The organism is Curtobacterium sp. LFS084, from assembly GCF_047977705.1.
GTDB lineage: Bacteria > Actinomycetota > Actinomycetes > Actinomycetales > Microbacteriaceae > Curtobacterium.
Genome location: NZ_JBFPFM010000006.1, coordinates 34,272 through 46,705 on the forward strand (window position 1 = coordinate 34,272; position 12,434 = coordinate 46,705).

At 71.0% G+C, this 12,434-nt stretch carries 8 protein-coding genes and 1 other RNA gene; 6 read left to right on the forward strand and 3 right to left on the reverse strand.

Translation table 11 applies throughout. The features are described from left to right. Positions 1-23 precede the first annotated feature (23 nt). The 3 genes from glgB to ACNQOV_RS05700 form a co-directional block, all read right to left on the reverse strand. Positions 24-2,831: a 1,4-alpha-glucan branching protein GlgB gene (gene glgB / locus ACNQOV_RS05690; RefSeq protein ID WP_416393726.1), complete on the reverse strand. Its 2,808-nt coding sequence runs from the start codon at positions 2,829-2,831 to the stop codon at positions 24-26. Continuing rightward, positions 2,828-4,828 carry a maltotransferase domain-containing protein gene (locus ACNQOV_RS05695; RefSeq protein WP_416393727.1) on the reverse strand — a complete coding sequence of 667 codons (2,001 nt, stop codon included), beginning with the start codon at positions 4,826-4,828 and terminating at the stop codon, positions 2,828-2,830. Before ACNQOV_RS05695 ends, glgB begins: the two co-directional genes overlap by 4 nt. Before the next feature lie 142 nt (positions 4,829-4,970). Then, the gene (locus ACNQOV_RS05700; RefSeq protein ID WP_416393728.1) at positions 4,971-7,001 is read right to left on the reverse strand and encodes a glycogen debranching protein; all 2,031 of its coding nucleotides are present in this window, start codon (positions 6,999-7,001) and stop codon (positions 4,971-4,973) included. Between the two features lie 59 nt (positions 7,002-7,060). Here ACNQOV_RS05700 and ACNQOV_RS05705 point away from each other — a divergent pair, with 59 nt between their 5' ends. The 6 genes from ACNQOV_RS05705 (at position 7,061) to ssrA (ending at position 12,358) form a co-directional block, all read left to right on the forward strand. Then, positions 7,061-8,224: a cysteine desulfurase family protein gene (locus ACNQOV_RS05705; RefSeq protein WP_416393729.1), complete on the forward strand. Its 1,164-nt coding sequence runs from the start codon at positions 7,061-7,063 to the stop codon at positions 8,222-8,224. 60 nt (positions 8,225-8,284) lie between these two features. After that, positions 8,285-9,391, forward strand: coding sequence for a peptide chain release factor 2 (gene prfB / locus ACNQOV_RS05710; protein WP_416393730.1), 1,107 nt, complete (start codon positions 8,285-8,287; stop codon positions 9,389-9,391). Positions 9,392-9,506: 115 nt separating this feature from the next. After that, positions 9,507-10,265 (forward strand): cell division ATP-binding protein FtsE, encoded by a 759-nt coding sequence (gene ftsE, locus ACNQOV_RS05715; protein WP_031262921.1) that lies wholly within the window; start codon positions 9,507-9,509, stop codon positions 10,263-10,265. Next, positions 10,262-11,176 (forward strand): permease-like cell division protein FtsX, encoded by a 915-nt coding sequence (gene ftsX, locus ACNQOV_RS05720; RefSeq protein ID WP_031262922.1) that lies wholly within the window; start codon positions 10,262-10,264, stop codon positions 11,174-11,176. The genes ftsE and ftsX overlap by 4 nt, the downstream gene beginning before the upstream one ends. 231 nt (positions 11,177-11,407) lie before the next feature. Next, positions 11,408-11,884, forward strand: a complete 477-nt coding sequence (gene smpB / locus ACNQOV_RS05725; RefSeq protein ID WP_022907777.1) for an SsrA-binding protein SmpB — start codon at positions 11,408-11,410, stop codon at positions 11,882-11,884. Between the two features lie 96 nt (positions 11,885-11,980). Beyond that, positions 11,981-12,358: a transfer-messenger RNA gene (ssrA, locus tag ACNQOV_RS05730) on the forward strand. Positions 12,359-12,434: the final 76 nt, after the last annotated feature.

Sequence of the window (12,434 nt, forward strand, 5' to 3'; positions counted from 1 at the left end):
GCCCGTCCGTCGGCTGCGTGCGACTACCGCGCGAGCTTCAGCCAGACCGCCCCGAGCGGCGGTACCACGAGGTGCGCGGACGCGGGGCGTCCCGCCCACGGGGTGTCCTCGGCCGTGACCACACCGAGGTTGCCCACACCGGAGCCGCCGTACTCGGCCGCGTCGGTGTTGAGGACCTCGTGCCACGTCCCGGCGGCCGGCAGCCCGAAGCGACGCTCCACCGGCACGCCGGAGAAGTTCACGAAGACCGCGAGCCGGTCGTCGCCGTCCTTACGGAGGAACCCGAGGGTGGAGTGGGGTGCGTCGCCGCCCTCGATCCACTCGAAGCCGTCGGCCGTGGCGTCGTGCGTCCAGAGTGCCGGCGTCTCGCGGTAGACCCGGTTGAGCGCGGACACGAGGTCCTGCACACCGCGGTGACCCGGGTCGTCGAGGAGCCACCAGTCGAGGCCGCGGGCCTCGGACCACTCGGACGGCTGGGCGAACTCCTGGCCCATGAAGAGCAGCTGCTTGCCGGGGTGCGCCCACATGAAGGCGAGGTACGCCCGGACGTTCGCGAGCTTCTGCCACTCGTCGCCGGGCATCTTGCCGTACAGGGACCCCTTGCCGTGCACGACCTCGTCGTGGCTGATCGGCAGGGTGAACTGCTCGCTGAACGCGTACACGAACGAGAACGTGATCTCGTCGTGGTGGTAGCTGCGGTACACGGGCTCGCGCTCGATGTACTGCAGCGTGTCGTGCATCCAGCCCATGTTCCACTTCTGGCCGAACCCGAGCCCGCCGACGTCGGTCGGCTGCGTGACGCCCGGCCACGAGGTGCTCTCCTCGGCGATCATCACGATGCCCGGGTAGCGCTTGTAGGCGGTGGCGTTCGTCTCCTGCAGGAACGAGATCGCCTCGAGGTTCTCGCGACCGCCGTGGATGTTCGGCAGCCACTCCGTCCGGGAGTAGTCGAGGTACAGCATCGAGGCGACGGCGTCCACGCGGAGCCCGTCGATGTGGAACTCCTCGAGCCAGTAGAGCGCGTTCGCGACGAGGAAGTTGCGGACCTGCGGCTGCCCGAAGTCGAACACGTACGTGCCCCAGTCGAGCTGCTCGCCACGTCGGGGGTCCGGGTGCTCGAACAGCGCGTGTCCATCGAACTTCGCCAGCGCCCACTCGTCCTTCGGGAAGTGCCCGGGGACCCAGTCCATGATCACGCCGATGCCGGCGGAGTGCAGCCGGTCGACGAGGTACCGCAGGTCGTCGGGGGAGCCGAACCGGGCCGTCGGGGCGTAGTAGCCCGTGACCTGGTAGCCCCACGAACCGCCGAACGGGTGCTCGGCGAGCGGCAGGAACTGCACGTGCGTGAAGCCGGTGTACTGGACGTGGCCGATGAGCTGGTCGGCGACCTCGCGGTAGGACAGGCCCGGACGCCACGAGCCGAGGTGGACCTCGTAGACGCTCATCGGACGGTCGTGCGTGGTCGTCCGTGCCCGGTGCTCCATCCACTGCGCGTCGCCCTCGGACCACTCGTGGTGTGCCTCGTCGATCACCGAGGCGGTCAGCGGCGGCACCTCGGTGCGTCGGGCGAACGGGTCCGCCCGCTCCACCCAGCCCGAGTCGGTGAGGAGCTGGAACTTGTAGCGCTGCCCGACGAGGGCGCCCGGCCAGAACAGCTCCCAGACGCCGAGGTCGGTGAGGCGGCGCATCGCGGTGGTGCGGCCTTCCCAGCCCTCGAAGTCGCCGATCACCCGGGCAGCGGTCGCCCGGGGTGCCCACAGCGTGAACGAGATGCCGTCGACACCGTCGACCGTGGTGACGTGCGCGCCGAGGTGGTGCCAGAGCTGCTCGTCGCGGCCCTCGCCGAAGAGGTGCAGGTCGAGTTCACCGATCGTCGGCGGGAAGCGGTAGGCGTCGTCCGTCGTCCAGGTGATGTCGTCGCCGTCGCCGGACGGGTCCGGGTCGTAGTCGGCCTCGACGCGGTACCGGCCGAGCTCGCCGACGGTCGCGCCGGCCCACATGCCGTCGCCCTCGTGCGTGAGTTCGACGTCGTCACCGTCCGGTCGGACGATCCGGACGGCCGTGGCGAGGTGCCGGACGACCCGGACACTCGTGCCGCCGTCGACGGGGTGCGGGCCGAGCACGTCGTGCGGCTGGGACCAGCGGGCCTCGGCGACCTGCTGCCGCAGCCACTCCTCGACCGGCGCGGGGCGCGGACCGGTCGACGCGGCCGCGGGCGTCGCGGGCGTGGTGGTCGTCGCCGTCGCGGCGAGCGGGCTGCCGCCCTCGCTGGTGGGCGCGTCGGCACCGTCACCGGGGCCGGCGGTCACGGCGGCGTCGACGCCCGGCACGGATGCGTCGTCCGACGGCTCGGACGGCTCGGACGGAGCGGACGGCGCGGGCGCCGCGGGTGCATCGTCGGACGGCGCGGACGGCTCGGCTGGTCCGCCCGCCGCGAGCCGTTCCACGGCCTCGACCGTGACGTGCCGCGGGTGGGCGGCGTCCGATGCGTGTCCGGCGAGCGTCGCCGACTCCGGGACCCCGCGGTCCGGCGCCTCACGCGGGGCCGGGGGTGCACCGGGCAGGTCCTCGCCGGGAGCGGAGCCGCGCGGCTCGTAGCGGGGGCCGTCGGCAGCGGACGGGTCCGACGGGGTCGGGGTGCGCCCGGCAGCCGCGTCGGGGGCTTCGGGAGCGACGTGCTGCGCCGGGTGCGTCGGGCGGGGCGTGTCGGCCGGCATGCGGCGCGGGAGCACGGGCGGCGGGGGCGGCGGGACCGGCGGCACGCTCGGCCCCTGCCCGCGGTCGTTCGGCGCCGCCGTCGGGGCGTCGTCCTCGGGGTGGGTGTCGGTCATCGGTGGGGTCCCTCCACGACGAGCAGGTGCACGGGTTCCTGGAACGCGTCCAGGCGGACGTAGTTCGACGACCCCCAGACCCAGCGCTGCCCGGTCACGACGTCGCGGACGTCGAACGCCTGCTCCGGGTCGAGGCCGAGGGCGGCGAGGTCGAGGTGGACCGTGGTCTCACGGGCCGAGTGGGGATCGACGTTCGCGACGACGATCACGGTGTCGTCGCGCCCGGAGCGGATGAACCGCCCGGGCAGGTGCTTCGAGTACACGACGATCGCCGGGTCCTCTGCGTCGTGGACGTGCAGGTTCCGGAGCTGCCGGAGCGCCGGGTGTGCCTGCCGGAAGCGGTTGAGCATCGTCACGTACGGCGCGAGGCTCGCGCCCTCGGCCTCGGCGAGGGCGAAGTCGCGGGGCTTGTACTCGTACTTCTCGTTGTCGATGTTCTCTTCCGAGCCCGGGCGGGCGACGTCCTCGAAGAGTTCGTAGCCCGAGTACATGCCCCACGTGGGCGCACCCGTCGCCGCGAGGGCCGCACGGATCTTGTAGCCGGCGCGCCCGCCGAACTGCAGGTACTCGGTGAGGATGTCCGGCGTGTTCACGAACAGGTTCGGGCGCAGGTACGCGCTCGTCTCGTGCGAGAGCTCGGTGAAGTAGTCGGCGATCTCGTCCTTCGAGTTCCGCCACGTGAAGTACGAGTACGACTGCTGGAACCCGACCTCGGCGAGCGCCCGCATCATCGCCGGGCGCGTGAACGCCTCGGCCAGGAACACCGTGTCGGGGTGCTCGTCGCGGATCTCGCGGATGACGCGTTCCCAGAACCAGAGCGGCTTCGTGTGCGGGTTGTCGACGCGGAAGATGCGGATGCCGAAGGCGATCCAGTGGCGCAGGACCCGCAGGACCTCGGCCACGATGCCGTCCGGGTCGCTGTCGAACTGGATCGGGTAGATGTCCTGGTAGCGCTTCGGCGGGTTCTCGGCCGTGGCGATCGAGCCGTCCGCCCGGACCGTGAACCACTCGGGGTGCTCGGTGACCCACGGGTGGTCGGGGGAGCACTGCAGGGCGAAGTCGAGGGCGACCTCCATCCCGGTGTTCTTCGCCGTCTCGACGAAGTCGCGGAAGTCGTCCTCGGTGCCGAGGTCCGGGTGGATGGTGTCGTGGCCGCCCTCGGGTCCGCCGATCGCCCAGGGGCTGCCGGGGTCGTGCGGGCCGGGGGTGAGCGTGTTGTTCGGGCCCTTGCGCGCGGTCGTCCCGATGGGGTGGATCGGCGGGAGGTAGACCACGTCGAACCCCATCCGGGCGACGCCGGGGAGCCGGCGTGCCGCGGTGCGGAAGTCGCCGCTCTTCCAGGAGCCGTCGGGGTTCTTCTTCGCCCCTTCGCTGCGGGGGAAGAACTCGTACCAGGCGCCGACGCCGGCACGGGTGCGTTCGACGTCGAGCAGCTGCGTCGGCGAGTGGGTGCGGAGCGAGGTGAGCGGTGCCTCCTCGAGCTCGCCCGTGATGCGCGGGTCGTCGACGGCGGCGAGGCGCTCGGCCGGGTCGAGGTCGGTGTCGCGGACGCGGGCCGCCGCGCGGGTGGCCGCGGGGGAGTCGGTCTCGTCGGCGAGCCGGTCGAGCAGGGCCGCACCGTCGAGCAGCGTGGCCTCGGTGTCGACGCCCGCGGCGATCTTCAGCCGGGCGCCGTGCACCCAGGACGACCAGTCGTCGGCGTAGGACTCGACGTGCCACGTCCACACGCCGGTGTGGTCGACCTGGACGGTCGCCTCGTAGCGGTCGGTCCCCGGTGCGACGAGGACCATCGGCACGGTCCTGGTGCCGCCGTCCGGACGTTCGAGGACGAGGTCGGCGCCGATGACGCCGTGTCCTTCGCGGAAGACGGTCGCCCCGAACGTGATCACCTCGCCGTCGAACGCCTTGCCGGGGAACCCGTTGGGCGTGGTGGGGGCGAGTTCGGTGATCGGGATGCGCCCGATCTTCGGTCGGCGGGGTCGGTCTGCAGTGGCCACGGAGCCGACGCTACCCGGCGAGCGGCTCCGCGTTCCCCGGAACGTGCCGTCTGTGCAAGACCCGGGCGCGCCGTGACGCTGTGGAGGAGCACGGCGCGAGGGTCGTGCCGGAGCCGGCCCGCGCCTCCTGGACGGCCTGCCGTCAGGCGATCTCGAACACGTGGATGCCGGGGCCGTAGGCCGTGAACACCTGTCCGGCGGGCCGGAGCCGCTCGTGGTCGCGGTGCTTCTCGCTCGACCACGCGAGCCGGTAGCCGACCACGTCCTCGCGCGTCGGCAGCGTGATGTCGCGGGTGCGCCCGCTGCCGTGGACGACCACGAGGACCCGGTCGTACGGCTCGTGCTCCGGTGTCGACTCGACGAAGTACTGCAGGGCGCGGTGGATCGGCTCGTCCCAGCCCTCGACGGTCATCGGCTGTCCGTCCGGCCCGTACCAGGACATCCGGGACGCGCCGGGGGTCTCCTGGCCCTCGACGCCGAACCGTGTGGGCCGCAGCGCGGGGTGGGCGGACCGGAGCCGGGCGAGCGCGGCGACGGCGTCGGTCATCGCCTCTGCGTCCTCGTCGTCCGACCAGTCGACCGGGGTGAGGTCCTCGGACACCACGTAGGCGTTGTTGTTGCCGTGCTGGGTGCGGCTCCGCTCGTCGCCGGCGGTGAGCATCGGCACACCGGCGGAGAGCATGAGCGTGCCGACGAGGTTCCGCATCGAGCGGCCGCGGGCGGCGCGGACGCCACGGTCGGCGGTGTCGCCCTCGATCCCGTGGTTGAACGACCGGTTGTCGTTCGAGCCGTCGCGGTTCTCCTCGCCGTTGGCGTGGTTGTGCTTGCTGTCGTACGACACCAGGTCGAGCAGGGTGAAGCCGTCGTGGGCGGTCACGAAGTTGACGCCGGCGAGCGGCCCGCGCGCCGTGTCGAAGAGGTGGCGCGAGCCGGTCAGGGCCCCGGCGAGCGCGCCGATGCCGGTCGCGGGGGCGCCGTGGCGGCGTTCGTCGGCGATGTCGGTGAGCCAGAACTGCCGCACGGTGTTCCGGAAGCCGTCGTTCCACTCGCTCGTGCGCGCCCCGAACGACCCGGTCCTCCACCCGTCCGGTCCGACGTCCCACGGCTCGGCGATCACCAGGGCGTCCTGCAGGTCGGGGTGGTCCCGGATCCGCTCGAGCAGCGGGTGCGCCGGGTCGAAGACGTGGTCGCCGTTCCGCGCCAGGGCTGCCATCAGGTCGAAGCGGAACCCGTCGACCTGCACCTCGCGCGCCCAGTACACGAGGCTGTCGACGACGAGGTCCGCCGTGGCCTCGACCGAGGTGTCGAGGGTGTTCCCACACCCGGTGGTGTCGTAGTAGGCGTCGGGTTCGCCCGGCGGGACGGACGCCCACCGGTAGCGGTTCGCGCCGTCGATGCCCCGGAGCGAGGTGGTCGGGCCGCCGAGCCCTTCCTCGGCGGTGTGGTTGTACACGACGTCGAGCACGACCTGGATCCCCGCCGCGTGCAGGAGCCGCACCATGCCCTTGAACTCGCGGAGGACCGCGGAGGCCCCCTCGGCCCGGGCCGCGGGGGAGGCGTGGGCGGCGTGCGGGGCGAAGAAGCCCAGCGTGTTGTACCCCCAGGCGTTCTCGCGCCGGGCCTCTCGCAGCCACCGCTCGGTGTCGAAGGCGTGCACGGGCAGGAGCTCGAGCGTGGTCACGCCGATCCGGTGCAGGTGCGCGATGGTGCTCTCGTGGGCGATGCCGGCGTACGTGCCGCGCAGCTCCTCGGGCACGTGCGGGTTCGACGCCGTCAGGGTCCGGACGTTCGCCTCGTACACGACCGCACGGTCGAGCGGCGTCGTCGGCTTGACCACGCCGCCCCAGTCGAACGCGTCGTCGACGACCACGCTCGTCCACCGGGACGCCGCGTCCGGCAGGACGCCGCGGGCGTACGGGTCGAGCAGCGGACGCGTCGCGTCGAACCCGCCGCGGGCACCGCTCGGACCGTCCACGAGCAGGTGGTACGTGTCACCGGGTCGGACCCCGGGGACGGCACCGGCCCAGACGTCGTCGGACCGCGTCAGCGGGAACGTCCCGCGTCCGTCGACCACGACCGACACGGCCGTCGCCGTCGCGGACCGCACCGAGAAGCGCGGCACGTCGGCGTCCAGCCGGAACCCCGGGATCTCGTCGATGGCCGTCTCGTGCATGCCCCCAAGGGTACGAGGGCGCGCGGGTATCCTGGGAACGCTCGTTCAGAGGGGTGCAGATGCCGGTCTACCTCGACCACGCCGCGACGACGCCGATCCTGCCGGAGGCGCTCGCCGCGTTCACCGCTGCGCTCGGCACCGTCGGCAACCCGTCCTCGATCCACAGCGCGGGCCAGCGGGCGAAGATGCTGCTCGAGGACGGCCGGGCCGCCGTCGCGGCGTCGCTCGACGCCCACCCGGTCGAGGTCGTCTTCACCTCGGGCGGCACCGAGAGCATCAACCTCGCGGTGAAGGGCATGTTCTGGGCGCGGCAGCAGGACCGCCGTCGTCCGCGCATCGTCGTCCCCGGTGGGGAGCACCATGCGACGGTCGACACGGTGGCCTGGCTGGAGCAGCACGAGGGGGCGGTCGTCGACGTGGTCCCGTTGGACGCGCAGGGGCGCGTCGACCTGACGGCCCTGGAGGCGCGGCTCGCCGACGCCTCGGACGTCGCCCTGGTCACGTTCCTGTGGGCCAACAACGAGGTCGGCACGATCGCGCCGGTGTCCCGGATCGTGGAACTGGCGCACGCCGCCGGCGTCCCCGTCCACAGCGACGCCGTCGCGGCCTACGGCCAGGTCCCGGTGTCGTTCGCGGCGTCCGGGCTCGACGCGCTGAGCGTCTCCGCGCACAAGATCGGCGGCCCGGTCGGCATCGGCGCGCTCGTGCTCGGCCGTCGTGCGACCGTCGAGCCGCTCATCCACGGGGGCGGGCAGCAGCGCCAGGTGCGGAGCGGGACGCAGGACGCGCCGGCGGCGGCGGCCTTCGGGGTCGCGGCGTCGATGCCGCACGCGGACGTCCGGGCACTGCGGGACCGCCTCGTCGCGGGCGTGCGGGCAGCGGTGCCCACGGCGGTGCTGATGGGCGACCCGGTCGACCGACTCCCCGGCAACGCGCACTTCACGTTCCCGGGCTGCGAGGGAGACTCGCTGCTGTTCCTGCTCGACGCCGCCGGTGTCGCGGTGTCGACCGGCTCCGCGTGCCAGGCCGGCGTTCCCGAGGCCTCGCACGTCCTGCTCGCGATGGGGCTGTCGGAGCAGGACGCCCGGGGTGCGCTCCGCATCACGCTGGGGCACACCACGACCGGGTCGGACGTCGACGCGTTCCTGGCCGCGCTGCCGGACGCGGTCGCGCGCGCCGGAGCCGCGGGGATGGCGTCGAGGGAACCGCTCCTGGGGCGCTGACCGGTCCGCCGGGGCCGCACCGCGCCTCCCGGCCCGGCAGCACCGGTAGGATCGGTGATCATGGTCGAACTGGACTTCACCGAGCAGCTCTCCGCCCTCCGCGAGACCTTCGGCAACATCCGCTCGGTGGTCGACGTCGACCGCCTGCAGCGTGAGATCGCCGACCTCAGCGAGCAGGCCGGGGCCCAGGACCTCTGGGACGACGTCGAGCACGCGCAGCAGGTGACGAGCGCGCTCTCGCACCGGCAGTCCGAGTTGAAGAAGATCACCGACACCGAGCGGCGCATCGACGACCTCGAGGTGCTGGTCGAGATGGCGAACGAGGCCGACGACCAGGACTCCGCCGACGAGGCCGCCGCCGAGCTCAAGGCGATCCAGAAGACCATGGGCGACCTCGAGGTGCGGACGCTCCTCGACGGCGAGTACGACGACCGACCCGCGGTCATCACGATCCGGGCGGGTGCCGGTGGCGTCGACGCCGCGGACTTCGCCGAGATGCTGCTGCGCATGTACCTGCGGTACGCCGAGCAGCACGGCTACAAGACCATCGTGATGGAGACGTCCTACGCCGAAGAGGCCGGCATCAAGTCGGCCACGTTCGAGGTCGACTCGCCGCACGCCTTCGGCACCCTGTCGATCGAGGCCGGCACGCACCGGCTCGTCCGGATGTCGCCGTTCGGCGCCGCGGGCAAGCGCCAGACGTCGTTCGCCGCGGTCGAGGTCATCCCGCTCATGCCGGAGACCGAGTCGATCGACATCCCCGAGAACGACATCCGCGTCGACGTGTTCCGGTCCTCCGGCCCCGGCGGGCAGTCGGTCAACACGACGGACTCCGCGGTCCGGCTGACCCACATCCCGACCGGCACCGTGGTCTCGATGCAGAACGAGAAGTCGCAGATCCAGAACCGTGCGGCCGCCATGCGTGTGCTGCAGTCGCGCCTCCTGCTCCTCAAGAAGGAAGAGGAGAACGCGAAGAAGAAGGAACTCGCCGGCAACATCACGGCGAGCTGGGGCGACCAGATCCGCTCGTACGTCCTCGCGCCGTACCAGATGGTGAAGGACCTCCGGAGCGAGCACGAGGTGAACAACCCCTCAGCGGTGTTCGACGGCGACCTCGACGGGTTCATCAACGCCGGCATCCGCTGGCGCAAGCGCGGCGATGCGTGAGACGACGCGCCAACGGCGGGCTCGCCGCGCCGGGGGAGCCTGCGACCCCGGTCGATGAAATCGAGCCGCGCGCCTCGGCTGATTTGCGGTCGGGGCGACCTACCCTGATCCGGTCATGATCAAATTCGACCAGGTCACCAAGGTGTACTCGGGCAACCCGAGCCCGGCCCTCGACGCCATCTCGCTCGAGATCCTCAAGGGGGAGTTCGTCTTCCTCGTGGGCGCGTCCGGTTCCGGCAAGTCCAGCTTCCTCCGCCTCGTGCTGAAGGAGGAGAAGCCGTCGCGCGGGCAGATCCACGTGCTCGGGCAGCGCCTCGGCGCCCTGTCGTCGCGCAAGGTCCCGTACTTCCGCCGGAACCTCGGCGTGGTCTTCCAGGACTTCCGTCTCCTGCCGAACAAGAACGTGTTCGACAACGTCGCGTTCTCGCTGCAGGTGATCGGCAAGAGCAAAGGCTTCATCAGTGAGGCCGTCACCGACGTGCTGAAGCTCGTCGGGCTCGCGGGCAAGGCGACGCGCATGCCGCACGAGCTCTCCGGTGGTGAGCAGCAGCGCGTGGCGATCGCCCGTGCCGTCGTGAACAAGCCGGCGATCCTGCTCGCCGACGAGCCCACCGGCAACCTCGACCCGACGACCTCGGCCGGCATCATGGCGCTCCTCGAACGCATCAACCAGGGCGGCACCACCGTGCTCATGGCCACGCACGACGCGAGCATCGTGAACCAGATGCAGCGCCGGGTGATCGAGCTGTCGAACGGCACGATCCTGCGCGACGAGCAGTCCGGCGGCTACCAGACCCAGGCCGTCCCGATCCAGCGAGGCAACACCGTGTCGAACACCACCGGCATCCAGACCATCCCGGGGATCATCCGATGAGGCTCGGGCTCGTCATGTCCGAGGTCGGCTCGGGCCTGCGGCGCAACGCGTCGATGGTCGTGTCTGTCGTCCTCGTGACCTTCATCTCGCTCACCTTCGTCGGCACCGCGATCCTGCTCCAGATGCAGATCAACCAGATGAAGGGGTACTGGTACGACCGGGCGCAGGTCGCCGTCTACCTGTGCACCGACACCGACACCACGGGCAACTGCACCGGCGCGAAGGCCACCTCGGACCAGCAGGCGCAGGTCAAGGCGCAGCTCGAGTCGTCGACCCTGAAGCCGTACATCGAGAAGTTCTACTTCGAGAACCAGCAGGACGCCTTCACCCGGTTCAAGCAGCAGTTCAAGGACTCGCCCGCCACCGAGTTCGTCAAGCCCGAGTACCTCAACGAGACCTACTGGGTGAACCTCAAGAACCCGTCGCAGTCCGACGTGCTCGTCGAGAGCCTGTCGAAGGTCGCGGGCGTGCAGAGCGTCGTCGACCAGCGCGGGTACCTGCAACCGATCTTCAACCTGCTGAACGCGTCGTCGTACACGGCCATCGGCATCGCGGCGCTCATGCTCGTCGCCGCCGTGCTGCTCATCGCCACCACGATCCGGTTGTCGGCGTTCAGTCGACGGCGGGAGCTCGGCATCATGCGGTTGGTCGGGGCGTCGAACCGGTTCATCCAGACGCCGTTCGTGCTCGAGGGGGTGATCGCCGCGGCCATCGGGGCGGTCCTCGCCGGCGGGGCGATCACGGCCGTGGTGTGGTTCTTCGTGCGGAACTACCTGGCGATCCGGTTCTCCGGGACGGCGTTCATCGGCATGGGGGACGCCGCGATCGTGGTCCCGTCGGTGATCGTGATCGGCATCGTGCTCGCGGGGCTGTCGGCCTTCGTCGCGATCCGCCGCTACCTCAAGGTCTGACGCGCGCCCGGCCGGCTCGGCTCGGCCGGTCCGTGTTCTCACGCGCTGAGCGACACCTCACGTGCTCCGAGCGCCGTGAGGTGTCGCTCAGCGCGAATGTTCCGGGCGTTCGGCACGGACCCGGGCACGGGCGCGGCACGGGGCGGCGCGCCGGGAAGGTGCGGGACCGTCCGCGGGTTGGGTAGGCTGTAGGGCTGCGCATCCGCAGCGACCGCACGGAGGGAGACACGCATGGCGAAGGAACGCGGCGAGAAGATCGTGGCGACGAACCGTCGCGCGCGTCACGACTACCTGATCGAGGACACGTACGAGGCCGGCATGGTGCTCTCCGGCACCGAGGTGAAGTCCCTCCGCGAAGGACGGGCCTCGCTCGTCGACGGGTACGCCTTCATCGACGGCGGCGAAGCCTGGCTCGACGCCGTGCACATCCCCGAGTACACCGAGGGCACCTGGAACAACCACGCCCCCCGGCGCAAGCGGAAGCTGCTCCTCCACAAGCAGCAGATCGTGAAGATCTCGCACAAGACCGCGCAGGGCGGCTACACGCTCGTCCCGCTGCAGATCTACTTCCACGACGGCCGGGCCAAGGTGGAGATCGCGGTCGCGAAGGGCAAGCGCGAGTTCGACAAGCGCCAGGCGCTGCGCGAGAAGACGGACAAGCGCGAGGCCGAGCGGGCCATGCGCACCCGGAACCGCGTCGGCGAGTAGCGCTGTCGCACCTCGGTCGGCTAGACTGAGGGACTGCTCCGATCGGAGCATTGGCAACTCAACAGCGTGACAGCGGCTCGCACGTCCGGCCCGCATGGGGATGATCGGTTTCGACATTGCCTGTGTGCCGACGGGAAGCGGGTCGAGGACCCACGGTCATCTCGTGAACGATCCGTGGAAAACAACAAGTGCCAATTCCAAGCGCACTGACTTCGCTCTCGCTGCGTAAGCAGCCCAGCACATGAAGTCCGTCGGCCAGGTGACCGTCTTCTAACCTGAGTTCCGGCGTCATCCAGAGGACTTGCTGCACGGTTGCGCCTCAGGGCCGTGCGGGACTTGCACTGAGACTGGGCCCGTCGTCCTAGAAGCCGGTAGCAAAGGACGGGGCCGAGCAGAACGAACCATCCGGATACGCCCGTAGAAGACGTCGAATTGCAGCGATGGACGGGGGTTCGATTCCCCCCATCTCCACCATTCGCCGAACGTCGAGCCGCTGTCACGCACTGCCACCCGAACGCCCCGACACCGTCCCCGGACGGCGCCGGGGCGT

Excerpts from the sequence above, each read along its gene's own strand:
- glgB (WP_416393726.1), bottom strand. The coding sequence starts at position 2,831 with ATGACCGACACCCACCCCGAGGACGACGCCCCGACGGCGGCGCCGAAC.
- ACNQOV_RS05700 (WP_416393728.1), bottom strand. The coding sequence starts at position 7,001 with ATGCACGAGACGGCCATCGACGAGATCCCGGGGTTCCGGCTGGACGCC.
- ACNQOV_RS05705 (WP_416393729.1), top strand. The coding sequence starts at position 7,061 with ATGCCGGTCTACCTCGACCACGCCGCGACGACGCCGATCCTGCCGGAG.
- prfB (WP_416393730.1), top strand. The coding sequence starts at position 8,285 with ATGGTCGAACTGGACTTCACCGAGCAGCTCTCCGCCCTCCGCGAGACC.
- ftsE (WP_031262921.1), top strand. The coding sequence starts at position 9,507 with ATGATCAAATTCGACCAGGTCACCAAGGTGTACTCGGGCAACCCGAGC.
- ftsX (WP_031262922.1), top strand. The coding sequence starts at position 10,262 with ATGAGGCTCGGGCTCGTCATGTCCGAGGTCGGCTCGGGCCTGCGGCGC.
- smpB (WP_022907777.1), top strand. The coding sequence starts at position 11,408 with ATGGCGAAGGAACGCGGCGAGAAGATCGTGGCGACGAACCGTCGCGCG.